Below are 23,613 nucleotides of genomic sequence, written 5' to 3' on the forward strand. Positions count from 1 at the left end.
CAGGCAATCTACCATATTGCCGCCTTGCTCAAAATCCCTGCCGTTGTTAGAGTTTGCCGCACTTTTTACCTGCGCGTTTTCGCGCTTTGCCTTTACCCACGCGTTGCCTAGGGTCCCTTTCCCCATGTTCAAGAAACTGCGTGGCATGTTTTCCAGCGATCTGTCGATCGACCTGGGCACTGCCAATACCCTCATTTATGTGCGCGAACGCGGCATCGTGCTGAACGAGCCGTCGGTGGTCGCCATCCGTACCCACGGTAACCAGAAAAGTGTCGTCGCCGTCGGTTCCGAGGCCAAGCGCATGCTCGGCCGTACCCCGGGCAACATCGCCGCCATCCGCCCGATGAAGGACGGCGTGATCGCCGACTTCAGCGTCTGCGAGAAGATGCTGCAGTACTTCATCAACAAGGTGCACGAGAACAGCTTCCTGCAGCCCTCGCCGCGCGTGCTGATCTGCGTGCCGTGCAAGTCGACCCAGGTCGAGCGCCGCGCCATCCGCGAATCGGCGCTCGGCGCCGGCGCCCGCGAAGTGTTCCTGATCGAAGAACCCATGGCCGCGGCCATCGGCGCCGGCCTGCCGGTGGAAGAAGCGCGCGGCTCGATGGTCGTCGACATCGGTGGCGGCACCACCGAAATCGCCCTGATCTCGCTGAACGGCGTGGTCTACGCCGAATCCGTGCGGGTCGGCGGCGACCGCTTCGACGAAGCCATCATCACCTACGTGCGCCGTAACTACGGCTCGCTGATCGGCGAATCCACCGCCGAGCGGATCAAGCAGGAAATCGGTACCGCCTACCCGGGCGGCGAAATCCGCGAAGTCGACGTGCGCGGCCGCAACCTGGCCGAGGGCGTGCCGCGCAGCTTCACCCTCAATTCCAACGAAGTGCTCGAGGCGCTGCAGGAATCCCTGGCGACCATCGTCCAGGCGGTCAAGAGCGCGCTGGAGCAGTCGCCGCCCGAGCTGGCCTCGGACATCGCCGAACGCGGCCTGGTGCTGACCGGCGGCGGTGCGCTGCTGCGCGACCTGGACAAGCTGCTGTCGCAGGAAACCGGCCTGCCGGTGATAGTCGCCGAAGACCCGCTGACCTGCGTCGCCCGTGGCGGCGGCAAGGCGCTGGAGATGATGGATCGCCACACCATGGACCTGCTGTCCTCGGAGTAATCCGACGCTCCAGCCGGGTCCGCCGTGCCGCCTTCGGGCGGCACGCGCATGTTCAAGCACTGCAGTACACTCGCCCCATTCCTTGCCGGATCGGTTTGTCTTTCGCATGAACTCGCGCGTCTTCCGCCCTCGCGGCGCACAAGGGGTCGGCCATTAAGCCGCTCTTCGCCAAAGGCCCCTCGCTGGGCATCCGCCTGCTGGTGCTGGCCGTGCTCTCGGCCGTGCTGATGGTGGTCGATGCCCGTTTCGAGGCGCTCAAGCCGCTGCGCAGCCAGCTGGGCCTGGTGCTGACGCCCTTCTACTGGCTGGCCGACCTGCCGGTGCGCGCCTGGGATGGCGCCACCCAGCAGATTTCCAGTCGCAGCGAACTGATGGCCGAGAACGAGAAGCTCAAGGCCGAGGCCCTGCTGCTGCAGCGCCGCCTGCAGAAGCTGGCCGCGCTGACCGAGCAGAACGTGCGCCTGCGCGAGCTGCTCAACTCGGCGGCGCTGTTGGACGAGGAAGTGCTGGTCGGCGAGCTGATCGGCGTCGACCCCAATCCCTATACCCACCGCATCCTCATCGACAAGGGCGAGAAGGACGGCGTATTCCTCGGCCAGCCGGTGCTCGACGCCCGCGGCCTGATGGGCCAGGTGGTGGAGATCATGCCCTACACCGCGCGGGTGCTGCTGCTCACCGACACCACCCACAGCATTCCGGTGCAGGTCAACCGCAGCGGCCTGCGCGCCATCGCCGTCGGCACCGGCAACCCGGAGCGCCTGGAACTGCGCCACGTGGCCGACACCGCCGACATCAAGGAGGGCGACCTGCTGGTCAGCTCCGGCATGGGCCAGCGCTTTCCCGCCGGTTACCCGGTGGCCACGGTCAAGGAAGTGATCCACGACTCCGGCCAGCCCTTCGCCATCGTCCGCGCCGTGCCCACTGCCGCGCTCAATCGCAGTCGCTACCTGCTGCTGGTGTTCTCCGATCAGCGCACCCCGGAACAGCGCGCCAACGATTCCGCTGAGGCCCAGGAAGCCGCCGACCGCGAGGCCGAGCAGGCGCGCAGCCAGGGCGCTGCGCCGGCCGCCGAGCCGCCGGCGGCTGCCGAGTCGGCCGCGGCCCCGGTGGCGTCGCCCGCCCCCGCAGAGGAGACCAACTGATGGTCGGCGTGCAACCGCGCAACGGCTGGGTGATCTGGCTCAGCCTGGCCTTCGGCCTGCTGCTCAGCGTCTCGCCGCTGCCGGAGTTCATGCAGATCGGCCGGCCGCTGTGGGTGGCGCTGCTGCTCACCTACTGGGTGCTGGCCCTGCCGCATCGGGTCGGCATGACCACCGCCTGGGTGCTCGGCCTGGCCCAGGACGTGCTGTTCGGCACCCTGCTCGGGCAGAACGCGCTGATCCTGACCCTGATCACCTTCCTGGTGCTGAGCCTGCACCAGCGCCTGCGCATGTTCCCCATGTGGCAGCAGAGCACCGTGCTGCTGGTGGTGTTCGGCCTGGCTCAGCTGGTGCAGCTGTGGCTCAATGCCCTGACCGGCAGCCGTCCGCCGACCCTGGCCTTCGTGCTGCCGGCGCTGGTCAGCGCGCTGCTCTGGCCTTGGGTCTGCGTCATCCTGCGCGGGTTGCACCAGCGCCTTAACGTCAACTGAGCGCGCCAGCTGCGGCCGGCCGCGCCTCGTCCGACAGGGAGAAGTTCGTATGGCCAAGCTGTTTCTGGCCTCTGCCTCGCCGCGCCGCCGCGAGCTGCTGGCGCAGATCGCCGTGCCCTGCGTCACGCAAATCGCCGCGATAGACGAAAATCCGTTGCCAGACGAGCCCGCCGTCGCCTATGTAGAGCGCCTGGCGCGGGAAAAGGCGCGCGCCGGTCTGGCCGCCCTGAGCGAGTCAGCCGATGCCGTGGTGCTCGGCGCCGATACCGCGGTGGTGCTCGATGGGCGCATCCTCGGCAAACCGGCCGATTTCGCCGAGTCGCGCGCCATGCTGCAGGCGCTGTCCGGGCGTAGCCATCAGGTACTGACCGCGGTGGCGCTGGCCGGTGGCGGACGCGAGGCGGCGCGGGTGGTGGCCAGCAGCGTGACCTTCCGCGCCCTGAGCGAGCGCGAGATCGAAGCCTACTGGGCCAGCGGCGAGCCGTGCGACAAGGCCGGCAGCTATGGTATCCAGGGGCTGGCGGCGGTATTCGTCAGCCGCCTCGAAGGCAGCTATTCGGCGGTGGTCGGCCTGCCGCTGTGCGAGACGGCCGAGTTGCTCGGCGAATTCGGCATTGCCTGCTGGCAGTTGCCGGCCCAGCGCTAAACTTGCGGCAGCGCGCCGCCCAATCCAGCGGGATGGATGCATGAGCGAAGAGATTCTGATCAATATCACGCCGATGGAATCGCGCGTGGCGGTGGTGGAAAACGGCGTGCTGCAGGAAGTGCACGTCGAACGCACGCAGAAGCGCGGCATCGTCGGCAACATCTACAAGGGCAAGGTGGTGCGCGTGCTGCCGGGCATGCAGGCGGCGTTCGTCGACATCGGCCTGGAGCGCGCGGCCTTTATCCACGCCTCGGAAATTTCCACCCGCGAGGGCGCCGCGGTGGAGTCGATCAGCGCCCTGGTGCATGAGGGCCAGGCCCTGGTGGTACAGGTGACCAAGGACCCCATCGCCAGCAAGGGCGCGCGCCTGACCACCCAGCTGTCGATTCCCTCGCGCTACCTGGTGTACATGCCGCGCACCAGCCACGTCGGCATCTCGCTGAAGATCGAGGACGAGGCCGAGCGCGAGCGGCTCAAGCAGGTGGTCGCCGACTGCGTGGCGGCCGAGGGCATCGAGGAGGCCGGCGGCTTTATCCTGCGCACCGCCGCCGAAGGCGCCGGCGCCGACGAGATCCTCATCGACATCCGTTACCTGCGCCGGCTGTGGGACCAGATCGCCGCGCAGATCCAGAACGCCAAGGCGCCCTCGGTGATCTACGAGGACCTGTCGCTGGCCCTGCGTACCCTGCGCGACCTGGTCAGCCCGCGCACCGAGAAGATCCGCGTCGACTCGCGCGAGACCTTCCAGAAGATCACCCAGTTCGTCGCCGAGCTGATGCCGGAGATCGCCGACCGTCTCGAGCACTACCCCGGCGAGCGGCCGATCTTCGACCTCTACGGCGTCGAAGACGAGATCCAGCGCGCGCTGGAGCGCAAGGTGCCGCTTAAGTCCGGCGGCTACCTGATCGTCGACCCGGCCGAGGCGATGAGCACCATCGACGTCAACACCGGCGCCTTCGTCGGCCACCGCACCCTCGAAGAGACCATCTTCAAGACCAACCTCGAGGCGGCCACCGCCATCGCCCGTCAGCTGCGTCTGCGCAACCTGGGCGGGATCATCATCATCGATTTCATCGACATGGAAGACGAGGAGCACCAGCGCCAGGTGCTGCGCACCCTGGAGAAGCAGCTGGAGCGCGACCACGCCAAGACCAACATCATCGGCATCACCGAGCTGGGGCTGGTGCAGATGACCCGCAAGCGCACCCGCGAGAGCCTCGAACAGGTGCTCTGCGAGCCGTGCAGCGCATGCCAGGGCCGCGGCAAGCTGAAGACGGCGGAGACCATCTGCTACGAGATCTTCCGCGAGATCCTGCGCGAGGCGCGCGCCTACCAGGCCGAGGGCTACCGGGTGCTGGCCAACCAGAAGGTGGTCGACCGCCTGCTCGACGAGGAGTCGGGCAATGTCGCCGATCTGGAGGCCTTTATCGGCCGCACCATCAAGTTCCAGGTGGAAACCATGTACTCCCAGGAACAGTACGATGTGGTGCTGCTCTGAGGCGCCGCTGAGATGAACGCGCTGGCCCGTCTGTTCATGGCCCTGCTGCGCTGGGGCCTGGGGCTCTGTGCCGCGCTGCTGGTGCTGGCGGCGCTGTACGTCAGCCTGGGCCGCGAGCTGGTGCCGCTGGTCGCCGAGTACCGCCTGGAGGCGGAGAACCGCGCCGGCGCCGCGCTCGGCGTGCCGGTGCGCATCGGTGCGCTGGAAGGGCAGTGGCAGGGCTTCGCCCCCTTGCTGGTGGCGCGCGACGTGCAGGTCGGCGATGGCGAGCAGCGCCTGGTGCTGGACCGGGTGCGGGTGGTGCCGGACCTGCTGGCCAGCCTGCTGGCACGGCGCGCGCGCATCGGCCACCTGCAACTGACCGGTTTGCAGCTGCACGTGCAGCAGCAGGACGACGGCAGCTGGCGCCTGCAGGGCCTGCCCGACGGGCCGCAGGGCGGGCGCGCCGACGTCGCCGAGCTGCTGCAACGGCTGCGCGTGGTGCAGCGCCTGAGCCTGGTGGACAGCCAGCTGGTGCTGCAGGCCGCCGGACAGGAGCCGCTGAAACTCAGTTACCTCAACCTCAGCCTGCGTTACGGCGTCAACCGCCAGCGTCTCGACGCCCGCCTGCTGCTGCCCGACGGCCAGCCGCTGAGCCTGCAGCTGCGTACCCGCATGCAGCCGCAGCAGTGGCGGCAGACCCAGGCCGAGCTCTACCTGAGTTTGCCGCAGAGCGACTGGGCCGCCTGGCTGCCGCCGCGCCTGACCGCCGCCTGGCAGGTGCAGCGCCTGCAGGCCGGCGGCGAGCTGTGGCTGAGCAGTCGCGGCGGCGAGTTGCAGCGCGGCGCGCTGCGCCTGCATGCGCCGCAGGTGCGCGGCGGCTACGCCGAGCGCGAGGCGGTGAGCCTGGAGGATCTGGCCTTCAACGCCTATTTCCAGCGCGGCGAGGCGGGGATACAGGTGCAGCTCGATTCCCTGGCCTTCAACCAGGGCGAGCGGCGCATCGGCGAGCTGCACCTGGCCCTGAGTCAGAGCCACGCCGGCAGCGACGACGAGCGCTGGCAGCTGCGCGCCGACCGCTTCGACCTGGCCGCCTGGGCGCCGCTGGTCCAGGCCCTGGCGCCGCTGCCGGAGGTCGCCGAGCAGACGCTGGCCGGGCTGGCCCCGGTGGGCGGCGTGGCCAACCTGCAGCTGGACTACCAGCCGCGCCGCGAGGGCGCCGCGCGTCTGCAGTTCGCCGCCAACCTGGAGCGGGTCGGCATCGCCGCCTACCGCGGCGCGCCGGCGGCCGAGAACGTCAGCGGCAGCGTGTCGGGGAACCCGTTTCAGGGCGAGTTGCGCCTCAATAGCGAGAATTTCGCCCTGCACCTGGATCAGCTGTTCCCTGCCCCCTGGCGTTACCGTCACGCCCAGGCGCGGCTGAGCTGGGCCTGGAACGACGATGGCCTGACCCTGGCCAGCCCCTATATGCGCCTGGACGGCGAGGAAGGGCAGCTCGCCGGCGACATGCTGATCCGCCTGCGCCGCGACCCCGACGCCGAGGACTACATGGACCTGCGCGTCGGCCTGCGCGACGGCGATGCGGCCTACACCGAGAAATACCTGCCGACCCGCTCGCCGGGCATGAGCGCCGAACTGAGCCGCTGGCTGCAGAGCGCGATCCGCGCCGGCAAGGTGGAGGAGGGCTACTTCCAGTACCAGGGTTCGCTGAACAAGGGCGCGGCCATCACGGCGCGCAGCCTCAGCCTGTTCTTCCAGGTGGCGGAGGCCGAGCTGGCCTTCCAGCCCGGCTGGCCGGCGCTGCGCGAAGGCCGCGGCCAGGTGCTGATCGAGGACGACGGCGTACGCGTGCGCCTGCAGCAGGGGCGCCTGCTGGACAGCCAGGTGAGCGCGGTCAGCGCCGCTATCCCGCTGCTGCACAACGGCCAGCCGCCGCGCCTGCAGCTCGACGGCGAGGTGAGCAGCAGCCTGGGCGACGCCCTCAAGCTGCTGCAGGAGGCGCCGCTGGGCACCGCCGAGCTGTTCGCCGGCTGGCAGGGCGAGGGCCCGCTGGCCGGGCGCCTGCAGCTGGACATCCCGCTGGCCAAGGGCGCGCCGCCCGGCGTGGTGGTGGACTTCGCCACCGAAGGCGCGCGCCTCGAGCTGGTCAATCCCGCCCTGCAACTGAGCCAGATCCAGGGGGCATTCCGTTTCAACAGCGCCAGCGGCCTGAGTGCGCCGGACGTGCGGGCCCAGGTGTTCGGCCGCCAGGTGCGCGGCAGCATCAGCGCCGAAGGCGCGCGGGGACGGACACGCACCCTGTTCGATCTGCGCGGCCAGGCCGAGGTGGAGACCCTGCGTCAGTGGCTCGGCATCGAGCAGAGCCTGCCGCTCAGCGGCTTGCTGCCCTACCGCCTGCGCCTGACCCTGGACGGCGATGACAGCCAGCTGCGCGTCGACTCCAATCTCAAGGGCGTGGCCATCGACCTGCCGCCGCCCTTCGCCAAGGCGGCCGGCGAGGAGCGCTACGCCGACTGGCGCATGACCCTGGCCGGCCGCGAGCGGCGCTACTGGTTCGACTACCAGAACCTGGCCAGCCTGGCCCTGGCCGCGCCGCCGGGCGAGCTGAGCCAGGGGCGCGGCGAGCTGATGCTCGGCGGCACCCCGGCGCGGCTGCCCAGCAGCCAGGGCCTGCGCCTGCGCGGCCGGCTCGACGAGCTGGACTGGGACGCCTGGCAGCAGGTGCGCCAGCGTCATGCGGTGAGCGTGGACGCCGAGAGCCAGCGCCTGTTCAAGGACGCCCAGCTGCGGATCGAGCGTTTCCGCGGCTTCGGCGGCGAGCTCAACGATCTGCAAGTGGGCCTGGCGCGCGAGGGCCAGGCCTGGGCCCTGCAACTGGACAGCGAACTGGCGGCCGGCCGCGTGCTGCTGGCCGATGCGGCGGAGACGCCGATTCGCGTGGAGCTCGATTACCTGCGCCTGCCGCCCGCCGATCCGGACAAGCCGGCGGATGCGCCGGACCCGCTGGCGGCCGTCGACCCGCGGCAGATTCCGGCGCTGGATATCCGCATCGGCGAGGTGCGGCGCGGCGCCAAGATTCTCGGTTCCTGGTCGCTGCAGGCGCGCCCGGAGGCGGACGGCGTGCGTTTCGACCAGCTCGATCTTGACCTGCAGGGCCTCAAGGTCGGCGGCAGTGCCGGCTGGCGCGGCGCGCCGGGGGCTACGCGCAGCTGGTACCAGGGCCGTCTGCAGGGCAAGGACCTGGCCAAGGTGCTGCTGGCCTGGGGCTATGCCCCCAGCGCCACCAGCGAGAGCTTCCGCCTGGATATCGACGGCAACTGGCCGGGCTCGCCGGCCTGGCTGTCGCTCAAGCGCTTCTCCGGCAGCCTGGAACCGGCGCTGCGCAACGGCCAGTTCGTCGAGGTGCAGGGTTCGGCGCAGGCGCTGCGGGTGTTCGGCCTGCTCAATTTCGACTCCATCGGCCGCCGCCTGCGCCTGGATTTTTCCGACCTGCTCGGCAAGGGCCTGAGCTACGACCGGGTCAAGGGGCGGCTGCAGGCCAACGACGGCCTGTTCGTCACCCGCGAGCCGATCGTGCTGAGCGGCCCGTCGAGCAACCTGGAGCTCAACGGCAACCTCGACATGCGTAACGAGCGGATCGACGCCAAGCTGCTGGTGACCCTGCCGGTGACCAACAACCTGCCGCTGGCCGCGCTGATCGTCGGCGCCCCGGCCATCGGCGGCGCGCTGTTCGTCGTCGACAAGCTGCTCGGCGACCGCGTGGCGCGCTTCGCCAGCGTGCAGTACGACGTCAAGGGCCCCATGCAGAGTCCGCAGATCAGTTTTGACAAGCCTTTCGAGAAACCCAGGTAAGCTGTCAGCCATCCGCTTCCATCCCATATCGGGTATGCCATGACCTTTGCCGTGATCCAGATGGTCAGTCAGGACGACGTGCTGGCCAATTTGACCCAGGCCCGCCAACTGCTGGAACAGGCGGCGGCCGGCGGCGCGCGCCTGGCGGTGCTGCCGGAGAACTTCGCCGCCATGGGCCGCCGCGACCTGGCCGCGCTCGGCCGTGCCGAGGCGCTGGGCCAGGGGCCGATCCTGCCCTGGTTGCAACGGGCCGCGCGCGACCTCAAGTTGTGGATAGTCGCCGGCACCCTGCCGCTGCCGCCGGACGAGGCGCCCGAGGCCAAGCCGCATGCCTGTTCGCTGCTGATCGACGACGCCGGCCAGCGGGTGGCGCGCTACGACAAGCTGCACCTGTTCGACGTCGAAGTGGCCGACAACCGTGGCAGCTACCGCGAGTCGGACGACTTCGCCCATGGCCAGCGCATCGTGGTCGCCGATACCCCGGTCGGCCGCCTGGGCCTGAGCGTCTGCTACGATCTGCGCTTTCCCGAGCTGTACGGCGCGCTACGCCAGGCCGGCGCCGAGCTGATCAGCGCGCCCTCGGCCTTCACCGCGGTGACCGGCGCCGCGCACTGGCAGGTGCTGGTGCGCGCCCGCGCCATCGAGACCCAGTGCTATGTGCTGGCGGCGGGGCAGGGTGGCGAGCACCCCGGGCCGCGGCAGACCTTCGGTCATTCGGCCATCGTCGACCCCTGGGGCCGCGTGCTGGCCGAGCAGGATCAGGGCCAGGCGGTGCTGCTGGCCAGCCGCGACGGCGCCGAGCAGGCGGCGATCCGGCAACGCATGCCGGTGCAGGCGCACCGCAGAATTCTTTCATCGGACGCCGTGCGTCCGATTGCAGTGGAGTGACCATGAACCCGATGCTGATGTCCGTCAGCGAGCACCTGCTCGCCCCCGGCAACCTGACCCTCGACAGCCTGCCCGGCGTGCTCGGCGAACTCGCCGGCCCGGGGATCGACGCCGCCGACCTGTATTTCCAGAGCCAGGTCTCGGAAACCTGGGTGCTGGAGGACGGCATCGTCAAGGAGGGCAGCTTCAACCTCGACCAGGGCGTCGGTGTGCGCGCCCAGTCCGGCGAGAAGACCGGCTTCGCCTACAGCAACGCCATCACCCTGGATGCCCTGCGCCAGGCGGCTCGCGCCGCCCGCTCGATCTCCCGCGCCGGGCAGCAGGGCCGCGTGCAGGCCTTCGCCAGCCCGCAGGTCAGTGCCCTCTACGCACCGGACAACCCCCTGGACGTGCTCGGCCGCGCCGAGAAGGTCGAGCTGCTGCAACGCATCGACCGCGCCACCCGCGCCCTCGATCCGCGCATCAAGCAGGTCACCGTGAGCCTGGCCGGGGTCTGGGACCGGGTGCTGGTGGCCGCCCACGACGGCAGCCTGAGCGCCGACGTGCGCCCGCTGGTGCGTTTCAACGTCAGCGTCATAGTCGAGCACAACGGCCGTCGCGAGCGCGGCGGCCATGGCGGCGGCGGGCGCACCGACTACCGCTATTTCCTCGAAGAGGATCGCGCCATGGGCTATGCCCGCGAGGCGCTGCGCCAGGCCCTGGTCAACCTCGAGGCGATTCCCGCGCCGGCCGGCACCCTGCCGGTGGTGATGGGCGCCGGCTGGTCCGGCGTGCTGCTGCACGAGGCGGTCGGCCACGGCCTGGAGGGCGACTTCAACCGCAAGGGCAGCTCGGCCTACAGTGGCCGCATCGGCGAGCGGGTCGCCTCCAGCCTGTGCACCATAGTCGACGACGGCACCCTGGAAGGGCGCCGCGGCTCGCTCAGCGTCGACGACGAGGGCACGCCGACCCAGTGCACCACGCTGATCGAGAACGGCGTGCTCAAGGGCTACATGCAGGACAAGCTCAACGCCCGCCTGATGGGCGTGGCGCGCACCGGCAACGGCCGCCGCGAGTCCTACGCGCACCTGCCGATGCCGCGCATGACCAACACCTACATGCGGGCCGGGCAGAGCGACCCGGAGGAGATCATCCGTTCGGTGAAGAAGGGCATCTACTGCGCCAACCTCGGCGGCGGCCAGGTCGACATCACCAGCGGCAAGTTCGTCTTCTCCACCAGCGAGGCCTACCTGATCGAGGACGGCCGGATCACCGCGCCGGTCAAGGGCGCGACCCTGATCGGCAACGGCCCGGAGGCCATGAGTCGGGTGTCGATGGTGGGCAACGACCTGGCCCTGGACAGCGGCGTCGGTACCTGCGGCAAGGACGGCCAGTCGGTGCCGGTGGGCGTCGGCCAGCCGACCCTGAAGATCGACGCCATCACCGTCGGCGGGACGGGGGCGTAGGTTGGGTTGAGGAGCCTGCGACCAAGCCCAACAGGGAGCGCGCAGCGCTCCGCCCGGCGTTCAACTGCCGGGCCTTTTTCGGCTCGGCGCGCATCTGTTGGGCTTCGCTGTGCTCAGCCCAACCTACCGGCGTTACGGATGGAGGTTATCAACGCAGGCCGCGCTGCATTTCGTCCAGTTCGCGGATGTACTTGAACACCTTGCGCGCGGCGGCGGGCGGCTTGTTGTGCGCCGCCTCGTGCTGGGCATGGCGGATCAACCCGCGCAGGTGCTGGCGGTCGGCGTCCGGGTACTGGCCGATAAAGCCTTCCAGGGCCTCGTCGCCGCCGGCGATCAGGCGGTCGCGCCAACGCTCGAGGGCATGGAAGCGCTCGTTGTATTCGCGGGTGGAGCTGTCCACCTGGTCGAGCATGGCGAGGATCGCCTCGACATCCTGTTCGCGCATCAGCTTGCCGATGAACTGGATATGGCGTTTGCGCGCGGCGTTGGCGGTGTGTTTCGGCGCTTCGGCCAGGGCACGGCGCAGGGCGTCGGTCAGCGGCATCTTGGCCAGCAGGTCCGGCTTGAGCGTGGTCAGGCGCTCGCCGAGTTCCTGCAGGGCATGCAGCTCGCGTTTGACCTGGGATTTACTCTTCTCCAGGGAGAAGTCGTCGAAGGAATCAGACATGGGGCGGGTCCAGTGGGAAACGCCGCCATGATAGCAGTAGGGGCAGCTTCAAGCCGCACGCTTCAAGCGGCAAGATGGGAGCGGACTCGGCTGTTGCTTGTGGCTTGCAGCTTATTTTGAGAATCGGAGTGGTTATGAGTGAAGTAGAGGTGATCGGCCCGCAGGCCCTGCCCCAGTTGCAGGCGCAGGTCGAAGAGATTCTCGCCGAGGCCAAGCGCCAGGGCGCCAGCGCCTGCGAGGTGGCGGTGTCCGCCGGCCAGGGACTGTCCACCACGGTGCGTCAGGGCGAGGTGGAAACCGTCGAGTTCAATCGCGATCAGGGCTTCGGCATCACCCTCTACGTCGGCCAGCGCAAGGGCTCGGCGAGCACCTCGGCCACCGGCAGCGCGGCGATCCGCGAGACGGTGGCGGCAGCGCTGGCGATTGCCGGGCACGCCAGCGAGGACGAATGCGCCGGCCTGGCCGATGCCGCGCTGATGGCCCGTGAGCTGCCCGAGCTGGATCTCTACCATCCCTGGTCGATCAGCCCCGAGCAGGCCGTGGAGCAGGCGCTGGTCTGCGAGGCGGCGGCCTTTGCCGCCGATGCCCGGGTCAACAACGCCGACGGCACCAGCCTCAACACCCACCAGGGCTGCCGCGTCTACGGCAACAGCCATGGCTTCGTCGGCGGTTACGCCAGCACCCGCCACAGCCTGAGCTGCGTGATGATCGCCGGCGGCGAAGGGCAGATGCAGCGCGACTACTGGTACGACGTCAACCGCCAGGGCGAGCTGCTCGCCGAAGCCGGCGAGATCGGCCGGCGCGCCGCGCTGCGCGCGGTGAGCCGCCTCGGCGCGCGCCCGGTGCCGACCTGCGAGGTGCCGGTGCTGTTCGCCGCCGAGCTGGCCGGCGGCCTGTTCGGCCACCTGCTGGCGGCGATCTCCGGCGGCAACCTGTACCGCCATTCCTCCTTCCTCGAAGGTGCGCTGGGCCAGCGCCTGTTCCCCGAATGGCTGAGCCTCGACGAGCGCCCGCACCTGCCGCGGGCGCTGGGCAGCGCTGCCTTCGACGGCGACGGCCTGGCCACCTACGCCAAGTCCTTCGTCGACAAGGGCGAGCTGGTGTCCTATGTGCTCGGCACCTATTCCGGACGCAAGCTGGGCTTGCCGAGCACGGCCAACTCCGGCGGCGCGCACAACCTGTTCGTCAGCCATGGCGAGGAGGACCAGCAGGCGCTGATTCGCCGCATGGGCCGCGGCCTGCTGGTCACCGAGCTGATGGGCCAGGGCCTGAACCTGGTGACCGGCGACTATTCGCGCGGCGCCGCCGGTTTCTGGGTGGAGAACGGCGAGATCCAGTTCCCGGTGCAGGAGGTGACCATCGCCGGCAACCTGCGCGACATGTTCCGCCAGATCGTCGCGGTCGGCCGCGACCTGGAACGGCGCGGCAATATCTGCACCGGCTCGGTGCTGATCGAGAAGATGACCGTCGCCGGCAGATGAGATGGGCCGAAACGACAAGGCCACCCGCGGGTGGCCTTGTGGTTTTTGGGGGGTTACTCGCCTTCCTCGAAGTAGTTCTCGATCAGGCCGACCAGCGCGTCCAGCGCCTCGTGATCCTGCTCGCCCTCGGTGTGCAGGTGCACCGGGGTGCCCTTGCCGGCCGCCAGCATCATCACCGCCATGATGCTCTTGCCGTCCACCAGGCTGTCGCTGGAGCGACCGATGCGCACCTGGCAGGGGTAGGTGCTGGCCACGCCGACGAACTTGGCGGCTGCGCGGGCGTGCAGGCCGAGCTTGTTGATGATGGTGATTTCACGGGCTGGCATCGCGGCGGAGTTCCTTAGCTGAGGTCGCGGTGACGCACCTGGACGTTCTTCAGCGGTTTTTTCAGCGCCTGGCTCAGGCGGTTGGCCAGGTATACCGAGCGATGATGACCGCCGGTGCAGCCGATGGCGATGGTGACATAGGCACGGTTGCTGGCGGCGAAGCGCGGCAGCCATTTCTCCAGGTAGGCGAGGATGTCCTGGTACATTTCCTCGACCTCCGGTTGCGCCGCCAGGTAGTCGACCACCGGCTGCTGCAGCCCGGAGAAGTCGCGCAGTTCCGGCTTCCAGTAGGGGTTGGGCAGGCAGCGCGCGTCGAACACCAGGTCGGCGTCCACCGGCATGCCGCGCTTGAAACCGAAGGATTCGATCAGGAAGGCGGTGCCCGGCTCAGGCTGGCCCAGCAGGCGCAGCTTGAGGCTGTCGCGCAGCTGGTAGAGGTTGAGGTGGGTGGTGTCGATCTTCAGGTCGGCCAGGTCGACGATGGGCGCCAGCACCTGGCTCTCGTCGGCGATGGCCTCGGCCAGCGAGCGGTTCTCGTCGGTCAGCGGATGGCGCCTGCGGGTTTCCGAGAAGCGCTTGAGCAGGGTCTCGTCTTCGGCGTCGAGGTAGAGGATGTCGCAGCGGATGTTGCGCTGGCGCACCTGTTCGAGCAGTTCCGGGAAGCGCTTGAGGTGGCTCTGCAGGTTGCGCGCGTCGATCGACACCGCCACCTGCGGCAGCAGCATCTCGGTGTTGAGCAGGGCGCGTTCGGCCAGATCCGGCAGCAGGCCGGCGGGCAGGTTGTCGATGCAGTAGAAGCCGTTGTCCTCAAGTACATCGAGGGCGGTGCTCTTGCCCGAGCCGGAGCGACCGCTGACGATGATCAGGCGCATGCTTATTGACCGTTCTGGATGTCCACGACCACCTGGTACAGATCCGCGCTGGCCGGGGCCTGGCGCAGACGTTCGCGGACGTCCTGGCGATCGAGCATGCTCGCGATCTGGCGCAGCAGTTCGAGGTGGGCGTCGGTGGCCGCTTCCGGCACCAGCAGGACGAACAGCAGGTCGACCGGGGCGCCGTCGATGGCGTCGAAGTCCACTGCGGTGTCCAGGCGCAGCACCGCGCTGATCGGCGCGCTGCAGCCGGCCAGGCGACAGTGGGGAATGGCGATGCCGTTGCCGAAGCCGGTGGAGCCGAGCTTCTCGCGGGCGATCAGGCTTTCGAAGATGTCCTGGGCATCCAGGTCGGGCAGGTCGCGTGCCACCAGATTGGCGATCTGTTCGAGCACGCGTTTCTTACTGCCGCCCGGCACGTTCACCAGGGAACGGCCGGGGGTCAGGATGTTTTCAAGTCGGATCATGGATGGGGAATGTCAGCGGGCCGTGGCGCCTTGCAGGCGTTCGAGCTGCTTTTCCTTGTGCTTGATGAGTTGACGGTCGAGTTTGTCGGCCAACAGGTCGATGGCGGCGTACATGTCTTGGTGTTCGGCGTTGGCGACTACCTCGCCGCCGGCGACGTGCAGGGTAGCTTCGATCTTCTGCTTGAGCTTCTCGACCTCCATGGTCACCTGAACGTTGGTGATCTTGTCGAAGTGGCGTTCCAATCGGCCGAGTTTCTCGCCGATATAGTCACGCAGGGCGTCGGTCACATCCAGCTGGTGTCCACTGATGTTGACTTGCATACCGCTTTCTCCTTGTTGCCTTGTGTAAGAGGCGGGTCCTATGCGACCCGCCGCCGGAACACTTTGGCTTGGAAGCGAGAGGCTTCCAATCGATCTGGCCTACATCAGTCGCTTGCGCTCGCTGGAGGGCGCTATGCCGAGGGATTCGCGGTACTTGGCGACTGTCCGACGGGCGACTTGGATGCCTTGTGCCTCCAGTAAACCAGCGATCTTGCTGTCGCTCAACGGCTTTTTCGCGTTTTCTGCGGCAACCAGTTTTTTGATGATGGCGCGGATCGCGGTGGACGAGCATTCGCCCCCCTCGGCGGTGCTGACGTGGCTGGAGAAGAAGTATTTCAGCTCGTAAATGCCGCGCGGGGTGTGCATGAATTTCTGCGTGGTGACCCGCGAGATGGTCGACTCGTGCATGCCCACCGCCTCGGCGATATCGTGCAGTACCAGGGGCTTCATCGCCTCGTCGCCGTAGTCGAGGAAGCCGCGCTGGTGCTCGACGATCTGCGTGGCGACCTTCATCAGCGTCTCGTTGCGGCTCTGCAGGCTCTTGATGAACCAGCGCGCTTCCTGCAGCTGGTTGCGCATGAAGGTGTTGTCGGCGCTGGAGTCGGCGCGTTTGACGAAGCCGGCGTACTGCGGGTTGACCCGCAGGCGCGGCATGGCCTCCTGGTTCAGCTCCACCAGCCAGCGGTCGTTGTGCTTGCGCACGATGACGTCGGGCACCACGTACTCCGGCTCGCTGGACTCGATCTGCGAACCCGGGCGCGGGTTGAGGCGCTGGATCAGGTCGATGACCTGCTTGAGCTCGTCTTCCTTGAGCTTGCTGCGGCGCATCAGCTGGGCGTAGTCGCGGCTGCCGAGCAGCTCCAGGTAGTCGCCGACCACGCGCTGGGTCTCGCTCAGCCAAGGCGTGCCGGCGGGCAGCTGGCGCAGTTGCAGCAGCAGGCATTCGCGCAGGTCGCGGGCGCCAATGCCGGCCGGCTCGAACTGCTGGATGCGGTGCAGCACCACTTCCACCTCGTCCAGCTCGACGTCCAGCTCGGGGTCGAAGGATTCGGCGACTTCCTCGAGGCTTTCTTCCAGGTAGCCGTCGTTGTTGATGCAGTCGATCAGGGTGGCGGCGATCAGTCGATCCTTGTCCGACATCGGCGCCAGATTCAGTTGCCAGAGCAGATGACTGTGCAGACTTTCACCATTGGAGGTGCGGGTGGTGAAGTCCCACTCGTCGTCGTCGTTGCTCGGCAGGCTGCTGGCGCTGGTCTGGTAGACGTCTTCCCAGGCGGTATCGACCGGCAGCTCGTTGGGGATGCGTTCGCCCCATTCGCCCTCTTCCAGGTTGTCGACCGTGGGGGTCGTTTCCTGGTAGCTGTCTTCCTTGTTCGGAGTGGGCGCGGCGCTTTCCGCGCCGTCGGCCATGGGGTCGCTGTTGTCGAAGTCGTCGCCGTCTTCCTGGCGCTCGAGCATGGGGTTGGACTCCAGTGCCTCCTGGATTTCCTGTTGCAGGTCCAGGGTCGACAGTTGGAGGAGGCGGATAGCCTGTTGCAGCTGCGGGGTCATCGTCAGCTGCTGGCCCATCTTGAGGACTAGCGATGGTTTCATTGCAGACCTTAATTCACCGGCGGGTTACGCCTTCCACTACAGGGCGCCGCGGCGCCACCAGGAAGCAAATTATATGCCTGAACTTCTCGGCTTTGCCTAGGGCTTGCCATATTTCTGTAGTGAAATAGCGGGCGAGCTACAGGCGGAATTCGTGGCCCAGGTACACCTCTTTCACCGTCTGGTTGGCGAGGATGGTCTCGGCGTCGCCCTCGGCGATCAGCTGGCCATCGTTGACGATGTAGGCGGTTTCGCAGATGTCCAGGGTCTCGCGTACGTTGTGATCGGTGATCAGGATGCCGATGCCCTTGGTCTTGAGGTGATGGATGATCTGCTTGATGTCGCCCACCGAGATCGGGTCGACGCCGGCGAAGGGCTCGTCGAGCAGGATGAACTTGGGGTTGGTGGCCAGGGCGCGGGCGATTTCCACGCGGCGGCGCTCGCCGCCGGACAGGCTCATGCCGAGGCTGTCGGCGATGTGGTGGATGTGGAATTCCTGCAGCAGGTTTTCCAGCTCCGCCTGGCGGCCGGCGCGGTCCAGGTCCTTGCGCGTCTCGAGGATGGCCATGATGTTGTCGGCCACCGACAGCTTGCGGAAGATCGAGGCTTCCTGCGGCAGGTAGCCGATCCCGGCGCGGGCGCGGCCGTGCATGGGCTGGTGGCTGACGTCGAGGTCGTCGATGCGCACGCGGCCCTGATCGGCGCGCACCAGGCCGACGATCATGTAGAAGCAGGTGGTCTTGCCGGCGCCGTTGGGGCCGAGCAGGCCGACGATCTGCCCGCTCTCGATGCTCAGGCTGACGTCGCGGACGACCTGGCGGCCCTTGTAGCTCTTGGCCAGGTGTTGGGCTTTGAGAATGGCCATTACTGCTGTGCCTGCTGGTCCGCGGGTTTGTTCTTCGGCTGGATGATCATGTCGATGCGCGGGCGCGGCACGCTAACGTTGGTGCCCGTGGCGCGGCCGGCGTTGACGATCTGGCGCTGGGTGTCGTAGACGATCTTCTCGCCCTCGAAGGTGTTGCCTTCCTGGATCACCTTGGCCTGGTCGATCAGCACGATGCGTTCGTTGCTGGCGAAATACTGGATGGTCAGGCCGTAGGCCTTGACGATTTCCTTGTCCGCCGCCGGCTTCTGCTCGTAGTAGGCCGGTTTGCCCACCGAGGTGAACACGTCGATGTCGCCGCTGGCGGTCTGGGTGATGGTCACGGTGTCGCCGGTGATCTTCAGGGTGCCCTGGGTGATGATCACGGAGCCGCGGTAGACCGCCACGCCCTGCTTGTCGTCCAGCTCGGCGCTGTCGGCCTGGATGCGGATCGGCTGCTCGCGGTCGGACGGCAGGGCCCAGGCCGCCGCGCTTCCCAATGCGGCGCCGAGGCTGAGAATCAGGGGGAGGGTGTTAACGAACCTCATGCTGGCCTCTTACGTTGGACTGCAGGAGCATCCTGCCGTCGTTCAAGTACGCTTTCATTCCTTGTGCCGTGGTCACCCCGTTGGCCGCGACGATTCTAACGGCTTGCTCGGTCTGCGCATATTCCTTGTCGGGAATCACGGTCATGCGGCTGCTGGTGATGATGGTCGGGCGGCCCTTGGCGTCGGTGCGGGCGACGCGCACGTCGTCGATCAGTTCCACCTCGACGCCGCCGGGGGAGACCTCGGCGCGCTGGCTGGTGACCTTCCACGGCAGTTCGCTGCCGCGGTACAGGTCGAGCTTGGGCATGCTGACCAGGGTGATGTCGCTGGCCTTGACGTGCTCGAGCTTGTCCGCGGTCATGCGGTAGTGCAGCTTGCCGTCGTCCTGGAACTGCACGGTGCGCGCGCCGACCACGTAGAAGTCCACGGCGTTGTCGCTGTCTGCCGGCTGGGCCTGGCGGTCGCCGTCGGGGGCGATGTTCCAGTAGCCGAGCGCCGCGACCACGACGGCGATCAGGGCGAAGATCAGGTAGTTGAGGGCTTTACGCAGCATGCTGTGCTCTACAGGTAGGCGGCTTGGGCCGCATCCAGCGTGCCCTGGGCACGCATGATCAGTTCGCAGAATTCCCGCGCCGCGCCGTCGCCGCCGCGCGCCTGGGTCACGCCATGGGCATGCTGGCGGACGAAGGCGTCGGCGCTGGCCACGGCCATGCCCAATCCGACCCGGCGAATCACCGGAAGATCCGGCAGGTCGTCGCCCAGGTAGGCGACCTGCTCGTAGCTTAGGCCCAGTTCGGCGAGCAGGCCGTCGAGCACCACGAGTTTGTCCTCGCGGCCCTGGAACAGGTGCTGGATGCCGAGGTTGTTGGCGCGGCGCTCGACCACTGGGGTCTTGCGCCCGCTGATGATCGCGGTGCGCACGCCGGAGGCGATCAGCAGTTTGATGCCGTGGCCGTCCAGGGTGTTGAAGGTCTTGAACTCGCTGCCGTCCTCGAGGAAGTACAGGCGGCCATCGGTGAGCACGCCGTCGACGTCGAAGATTGCCAGCTTGATCGCGCGGGCGCGGCGCAACAGGTCGTTCATCACATCACCCCCGCGCGCAGCAGGTCGTGCATGTTCAGCGCGCCGACCGGTTGGTCCTGCTCGTCGACTACCACCAGGGCGTTGATCTTGTGGTCCTCCATGATCTTCAGCGCCTCGGCGGCGAGCATCTCGGCGCGGGCGGTCTTGCCGTGCGGGGTCATCACCTCGTCGATCAGCGCCTGGCGCACGTCGATGCCCTTGTCCAGGGTGCGGCGCAGGTCGCCGTCGGTGAAGATGCCGGCCAGGCGGCCGTCGTCTTCCAGCACCACGGTCATGCCCAGGCCCTTCTGGGTCATTTCCAGCAGGGCGTCGCGCAGGCTGGTGCCGCGGTTCACCCGCGGCAGGGCCTCGCCCGCGTGCATGACGTTTTCCACCTTGAGCAGCAGGCGCCGGCCGAGGGCGCCGCCGGGATGGGAGAAGGCGAAGTCTTCGGCGGTGAAGCCGCGCGCTTCCAGCAGGGCGATGGCCAGGGCGTCGCCGAGCACCAGGCTGGCGGTGGTGGAGGAAGTCGGCGCCAGGTTCAGCGGGCAGGCCTCCTGGGTGACGCGGGCATCGAGATTGACTTCGGCGGCCTTGGCCAGCGGCGAGTCCGGGTTGCCGGTCATGCTGATCAGGCGAATGCCGAGGCGCTTGATCAAGGGCAGCAGGGTGACGATCTCGGCGGTGGAGCCAGAGTTGGACAGGGCCAGAACGATGTCGTCGCGGGTGATCATGCCCATGTCGCCGTGGCTGGCCTCGGCTGGGTGGACGAAGAACGCCGTGGTGCCGGTGCTGGCCAGGGTGGCGGCGATCTTGTTGCCGATATGCCCGGACTTGCCCATGCCGACCACTACCACGCGGCCCTGGCAGGCCAGGATCAGCTCGCAGGCCTTGACGAAATTGGCGTCGATGCGGGGCAGCAGCTCTTGCACCGCCTCGATTTCGAGGCGAATGGTGCGTTGCGCGGAATCTATCAGGTCGCGGGTCTGGTTCATGCTCGGCGAGGCTGTCGGACGAAAAAGACGGGGATTATAGCGGGAAAGGGCGCCGCGCTCACCTGTCCTGATCGCCTGGCGAACGCCAATGCTGTCGCAAGTCTGAACGCCGGACGGCGCCGCTCTTGGGCGGCATCGGCGGCAAATGCTATAGTCCGCGGCCATTTCGGCTCGTCTTGCAGGCGCGTGTCCCCGCTTCGGGAGGCGGCGTCTGCCAGGAAGGCTTGATTTTCAAGGAGTTCAGATGAGCGCCGAGCACGATTACGCGATCGAGTTGCAGGGCGTCAGTTTTCAGCGCGGTTCGCGGGATATCTTCGACAATGTCGATATCCGCATTCCGCGCGGCAAGGTCACCGGCATCATGGGGCCGTCCGGTTGTGGCAAGACCACCTTGCTGCGCCTGATCGCCGCCGAGCTGCGGCCGTCCGCCGGCGATGTGCTGGTCAACGGCGTCAGCCTGCCGAAGCTGTCGCGCGACGAGCTGTTCGACATGCGCAAGCAGATGGGCGTGCTGTTCCAGAGCGGCGCCCTGTTCACCGACCTCGACGTGTTCGAGAACGTGGCCTTCCCGCTGCGCGTGCACACCCAGTTGCCGGACGAGATGATCCGCGACATCGTGCTGATGAAGCTGCAGGCGGTCGGCCTGCGCGGCGCCATCGAGCTGATGCCGGACGAGCTGTCCGGCGGCATGAAAAGGCGCGTGGCGTTGGCCCGGGCGATTGCCCTGGACCCGCAGATTCTGCTGTACGACGAGCCGTTCGTCGGCCAGGACCCCATCGCCATGGGCGTGCTGGTGCGCCTGATCCGTCTGCTCAACGACGCCCTGGGCATCACCAGCGTGGTGGTGTCGCACGACCTGGCGGAAACCGCGAGCATCGCCGACTACATCTATGTGGTCGGTGATGCGCAGGTACTCGGCCAGGGCTCGCCGGCCGAGCTGATGGAGTCGGATAACCCGCGCATCCGCCAGTTCATGAAGGGCATTCCGGATGGCCCGGTGCCGTTCCATTTCCCGGCGCCGGATTATCGCGACGATCTGTTGGGGAAAAACTGATGCGTAGAATTGCTCCGCTCGAACGGCTGCGCCTGTTCGGTCGTGCGGGTATCGATGTGGTGGCGACCCTGGGGCGCTCGGTGCTGTTTCTGCTGCACGCCTTGCTCGGCCGCAACGTCGCCGGCAAGCCGTTTCAGCTGCTGCTCAAGCAGCTGTTCGCCGTCGGCGTGATGTCGCTGGCGATCATCGTCGTCTCCGGCGTGTTCATCGGCATGGTGCTGGCCCTGCAGGGTTACAACATCCTGGTCGACTACGGTTCCGAGCAGGCGGTGGGGCAGATGGTCGCCCTGACCCTGCTGCGCGAGCTCGGTCCGGTGGTCACCGCGTTGCTGTTCGCCGGGCGCGCCGGCTCGGCGCTGACCGCCGAGATCGGCAACATGAAGTCCACCGAGCAGCTGTCGAGCCTGGAGATGATCGGCGTCGATCCGCTCAAGTACATCATCGCGCCGCGCCTGTGGGCCGGCTTCATCTCCATGCCGCTGCTGGCGATGATCTTCAGCGTGGTCGGCATCTGGGGTGGGGCGATGGTCGCCATCGACTGGCTGGGGGTGTACGAAGGCTCGTTCTGGGCCAACATGCAGAACAGCGTTTCCTTTCATGACGACGTGCTCAACGGCGTGATCAAGAGCATCGTCTTCGCCTTCGTGGTCACCTGGATCGCCGTGTTCCAGGGCTATGACTGCGAGCCCACGTCCGAAGGCATCAGCCGCGCCACCACGCGCACCGTGGTGTACGCCTCGCTGGCCGTGCTCGGCCTGGATTTCATTCTGACCGCTTTGATGTTTGGAGATTTCTGATGCAAAACCGCACGCTGGAGATTGGTGTCGGCCTGTTCCTCATGGCCGGTCTGCTGGCCCTGCTGCTGCTGGCCCTGCGCGTCAGCGGCCTGAGCGTCGGCAGCGCGGCCGATACCTACAGGGTCTACGCCTATTTCGACAACATCGCCGGGCTCACCGTGCGCGCCAAGGTGACCATGGCCGGGGTGACCATCGGTAAGGTCACCGCCATCGACCTGGATCGCGACAATTACTTGGGCCGCGTGACCATGGAGCTGGAAGGCCGGGTGGACAACCTGCCGGAGGACTCCACCGCGTCGATCCTCACCGCCGGCCTGCTCGGCGAGAAATACATCGGCATCAGCGTCGGCGGCGAGGAGGCGGTGCTGAAAGACGGCGGCACCATCCACGACACCCAGTCGGCGCTGGTGCTGGAAGACCTGATTGGCAAATTCCTGCTCAATTCGGTCAATAAAGACGAAGCCAATTGATGAGGGGCCGATCCATGCTCAAGACCTTGCGTAATTCCCTGCTCGCGCTGCTCGCCGCCACGCCGCTGCTGGCACTGGCCGCGCCCAGCGCCCACGAGGTGGTGCAGCAGACCACCGACACCCTGCTGGCCGATCTCAAGGCCAATAAGGAGCAGTACCGCAGCGATCCGGCGGCCTTCTACCAGGCACTCAACGACATCCTCGGCCCGGTGGTGGACGTCGACGGCATCTCCCGCGGGGTGATGACCGTGCGCTACTCGCGCCAGGCCTCGCCCGAGCAGATGGCGCGCTTCCAGGAGAGCTTCAAGCGCAGCCTGATGCAGTTCTATGGCAACGCCCTGCTCGAATACAACAACCAGGACATCCGCGTGCTGCCGGTGGCCGGCCAGCAGGACCCGCAGCGCGCCGCGGTGAACATGGAGATCAAGGACGGCAAGGGCGTGGTCTATCCGCTGTCCTACACCATGGTGGCGCAGGACGGCACCTGGAAGCTGCGCAACGTGATCATCAACGGCATCAACGTCGGCAAGCTGTTCCGCGACCAGTTCGCCCAGTCCATGCAGAACAACCGCAACGATCTGGACAAGGTCATCGACACCTGGGCCGATACCGTGGCCAAGGCGCGCGAAGCCAAGGGTGAGTCGTGAGTCAGGCGAGCATCGATGAGCGCGCACCGGGCCAGCTGCAGCTGGCCGGCGTGCTCGACTATTCCACCGGTCCCGCCCTGCGCGAGCGGGGCGCGCGGCTGATCGCCGCCAGCAGCGCGGCGCAGTTGCTGGTTGACTGCGCCACGGTGGAGAAATCCAGCAGCGTCGGCCTGGCCCTGCTGCTGGCCTTCCTGCGCGACGCCCGGGCAGCGGGCAAGACGCTGGCCATCGGCGGCCTGCCCGCGGACATGCGCGAGATCGCCCAGGTCTGCGGCCTGCTGGAGCTGTTGCCGCTGCAGGACGCGGGCAGCGCCGGCTGACGGCGCAGCGAGGGGCGCAAGCGCCGAATGGCGC

General features: G+C 67.6%; 25 protein-coding genes. 14 read left to right on the plus strand and 11 right to left on the minus strand.

Annotated elements, in window-relative coordinates; translation table 11 throughout:
• The first annotated feature begins 124 nt into the window (after window positions 1-124).
• From mreB to tldD, 8 genes are all read left to right on the plus strand, one after another.
• Window positions 125-1,162 carry a rod shape-determining protein MreB gene (gene mreB, locus EA796_RS13795; protein WP_031303301.1) on the plus strand — a complete coding sequence of 346 codons (1,038 nt, stop codon included), beginning with the start codon at window positions 125-127 and terminating at the stop codon, window positions 1,160-1,162.
• 200 nt (window positions 1,163-1,362) lie between these two features.
• A complete protein-coding gene (gene mreC / locus EA796_RS13800; RefSeq protein ID WP_371921470.1) occupies window positions 1,363-2,304 on the plus strand; it encodes a rod shape-determining protein MreC in 942 nt (313 codons plus the stop codon).
• Window positions 2,304-2,792 carry a rod shape-determining protein MreD gene (mreD, locus tag EA796_RS13805; RefSeq protein ID WP_122109007.1) on the plus strand — a complete coding sequence of 163 codons (489 nt, stop codon included), beginning with the start codon at window positions 2,304-2,306 and terminating at the stop codon, window positions 2,790-2,792. Before mreC ends, mreD begins: the two co-directional genes overlap by 1 nt.
• 49 nt (window positions 2,793-2,841) lie before the next feature.
• Window positions 2,842-3,438, plus strand: coding sequence for a nucleoside triphosphate pyrophosphatase (locus EA796_RS13810; protein WP_021444582.1), 597 nt, complete (start codon window positions 2,842-2,844; stop codon window positions 3,436-3,438).
• 40 nt (window positions 3,439-3,478) lie between these two features.
• Complete coding sequence (gene rng / locus EA796_RS13815; protein WP_122109008.1) at window positions 3,479-4,936, plus strand: ribonuclease G; 1,458 nt, start codon at window positions 3,479-3,481, stop codon at window positions 4,934-4,936.
• A gap of 12 nt (window positions 4,937-4,948) precedes the next feature.
• Window positions 4,949-8,767 carry a YhdP family protein gene (locus EA796_RS13820; protein WP_122109009.1) on the plus strand — a complete coding sequence of 1,273 codons (3,819 nt, stop codon included), beginning with the start codon at window positions 4,949-4,951 and terminating at the stop codon, window positions 8,765-8,767.
• A gap of 39 nt (window positions 8,768-8,806) precedes the next feature.
• Complete coding sequence (locus EA796_RS13825) at window positions 8,807-9,655, plus strand: carbon-nitrogen hydrolase family protein (protein WP_122109010.1); 849 nt, start codon at window positions 8,807-8,809, stop codon at window positions 9,653-9,655.
• Window positions 9,656-9,657: 2 nt separating this feature from the next.
• Window positions 9,658-11,100: a metalloprotease TldD gene (gene tldD / locus EA796_RS13830; RefSeq protein WP_122109011.1), complete on the plus strand. Its 1,443-nt coding sequence runs from the start codon at window positions 9,658-9,660 to the stop codon at window positions 11,098-11,100.
• Window positions 11,101-11,248: 148 nt separating this feature from the next.
• Here the strand turns inward: tldD and yjgA are convergent, their stop codons facing one another.
• Complete coding sequence (gene yjgA / locus EA796_RS13835; RefSeq protein WP_021444455.1) at window positions 11,249-11,767, minus strand: ribosome biogenesis factor YjgA; 519 nt, start codon at window positions 11,765-11,767, stop codon at window positions 11,249-11,251.
• A gap of 134 nt (window positions 11,768-11,901) precedes the next feature.
• On the opposite strand from yjgA, the gene pmbA reads away from it, so the two are divergent.
• Window positions 11,902-13,248 (plus strand): metalloprotease PmbA, encoded by a 1,347-nt coding sequence (gene pmbA / locus EA796_RS13840; protein ID WP_122109012.1) that lies wholly within the window; start codon window positions 11,902-11,904, stop codon window positions 13,246-13,248.
• A gap of 53 nt (window positions 13,249-13,301) precedes the next feature.
• On the opposite strand, the gene EA796_RS13845 is transcribed toward pmbA, so the two are convergent.
• From EA796_RS13845 to EA796_RS13890, 10 genes are all read right to left on the minus strand, one after another.
• Window positions 13,302-13,574: an HPr family phosphocarrier protein gene (locus EA796_RS13845; RefSeq protein WP_021445582.1), complete on the minus strand. Its 273-nt coding sequence runs from the start codon at window positions 13,572-13,574 to the stop codon at window positions 13,302-13,304.
• Window positions 13,575-13,588: 14 nt separating this feature from the next.
• Complete coding sequence (rapZ, locus tag EA796_RS13850; RefSeq protein WP_021445581.1) at window positions 13,589-14,446, minus strand: RNase adapter RapZ; 858 nt, start codon at window positions 14,444-14,446, stop codon at window positions 13,589-13,591.
• A gap of 2 nt (window positions 14,447-14,448) precedes the next feature.
• Window positions 14,449-14,913, minus strand: coding sequence for a PTS IIA-like nitrogen regulatory protein PtsN (gene ptsN / locus EA796_RS13855; protein WP_021445580.1), 465 nt, complete (start codon window positions 14,911-14,913; stop codon window positions 14,449-14,451).
• A 12-nt stretch (window positions 14,914-14,925) separates the two neighbouring features.
• Window positions 14,926-15,234 (minus strand): ribosome hibernation-promoting factor, HPF/YfiA family, encoded by a 309-nt coding sequence (hpf, locus tag EA796_RS13860; RefSeq protein ID WP_003242873.1) that lies wholly within the window; start codon window positions 15,232-15,234, stop codon window positions 14,926-14,928.
• Between the two features lie 99 nt (window positions 15,235-15,333).
• Window positions 15,334-16,827 carry an RNA polymerase factor sigma-54 gene (locus EA796_RS13865; RefSeq protein WP_122109013.1) on the minus strand — a complete coding sequence of 498 codons (1,494 nt, stop codon included), beginning with the start codon at window positions 16,825-16,827 and terminating at the stop codon, window positions 15,334-15,336.
• Between the two features lie 136 nt (window positions 16,828-16,963).
• Window positions 16,964-17,689 (minus strand): LPS export ABC transporter ATP-binding protein, encoded by a 726-nt coding sequence (lptB, locus tag EA796_RS13870; RefSeq protein WP_021445578.1) that lies wholly within the window; start codon window positions 17,687-17,689, stop codon window positions 16,964-16,966.
• Complete coding sequence (gene lptA / locus EA796_RS13875; RefSeq protein WP_122109014.1) at window positions 17,689-18,234, minus strand: lipopolysaccharide transport periplasmic protein LptA; 546 nt, start codon at window positions 18,232-18,234, stop codon at window positions 17,689-17,691. The genes lptB and lptA overlap by 1 nt, the downstream gene beginning before the upstream one ends.
• Entirely contained in the window at window positions 18,221-18,787 is a 567-nt protein-coding gene (lptC, locus tag EA796_RS13880; protein WP_122109015.1) for an LPS export ABC transporter periplasmic protein LptC, read from the minus strand. The genes lptA and lptC overlap by 14 nt, the downstream gene beginning before the upstream one ends.
• Window positions 18,788-18,795: 8 nt before the next feature.
• Window positions 18,796-19,317: an HAD family hydrolase gene (locus tag EA796_RS13885; RefSeq protein ID WP_122109016.1), complete on the minus strand. Its 522-nt coding sequence runs from the start codon at window positions 19,315-19,317 to the stop codon at window positions 18,796-18,798.
• The gene (locus tag EA796_RS13890) at window positions 19,317-20,291 is read right to left on the minus strand and encodes a KpsF/GutQ family sugar-phosphate isomerase (RefSeq protein WP_021445574.1); all 975 of its coding nucleotides are present in this window, start codon (window positions 20,289-20,291) and stop codon (window positions 19,317-19,319) included. The genes EA796_RS13885 and EA796_RS13890 overlap by 1 nt, the downstream gene beginning before the upstream one ends.
• Before the next feature lie 244 nt (window positions 20,292-20,535).
• Between EA796_RS13890 and EA796_RS13895 the strand changes: the two genes are divergently transcribed.
• The 5 genes from EA796_RS13895 to EA796_RS13915 are packed head-to-tail and all read left to right on the plus strand — an operon-like array spanning window position 20,536 to window position 23,579.
• Window positions 20,536-21,345: an ABC transporter ATP-binding protein gene (locus EA796_RS13895; protein ID WP_122109017.1), complete on the plus strand. Its 810-nt coding sequence runs from the start codon at window positions 20,536-20,538 to the stop codon at window positions 21,343-21,345.
• Window positions 21,345-22,142 (plus strand): lipid asymmetry maintenance ABC transporter permease subunit MlaE, encoded by a 798-nt coding sequence (gene mlaE / locus EA796_RS13900; protein ID WP_021445572.1) that lies wholly within the window; start codon window positions 21,345-21,347, stop codon window positions 22,140-22,142. Before EA796_RS13895 ends, mlaE begins: the two co-directional genes overlap by 1 nt.
• Window positions 22,142-22,612 carry an outer membrane lipid asymmetry maintenance protein MlaD gene (gene mlaD, locus EA796_RS13905; RefSeq protein WP_021445571.1) on the plus strand — a complete coding sequence of 157 codons (471 nt, stop codon included), beginning with the start codon at window positions 22,142-22,144 and terminating at the stop codon, window positions 22,610-22,612. Before mlaE ends, mlaD begins: the two co-directional genes overlap by 1 nt.
• Window positions 22,613-22,626: 14 nt before the next feature.
• Complete coding sequence (locus EA796_RS13910) at window positions 22,627-23,259, plus strand: phospholipid-binding protein MlaC (RefSeq protein ID WP_122109018.1); 633 nt, start codon at window positions 22,627-22,629, stop codon at window positions 23,257-23,259.
• Window positions 23,256-23,579, plus strand: coding sequence for a lipid asymmetry maintenance protein MlaB (locus tag EA796_RS13915; RefSeq protein ID WP_021445569.1), 324 nt, complete (start codon window positions 23,256-23,258; stop codon window positions 23,577-23,579). Before EA796_RS13910 ends, EA796_RS13915 begins: the two co-directional genes overlap by 4 nt.
• Window positions 23,580-23,613: the final 34 nt, after the last annotated feature.

Source organism: Pseudomonas sp. AOB-7, assembly GCF_003696305.1.
Lineage (GTDB): Bacteria > Pseudomonadota > Gammaproteobacteria > Pseudomonadales > Pseudomonadaceae > Aquipseudomonas.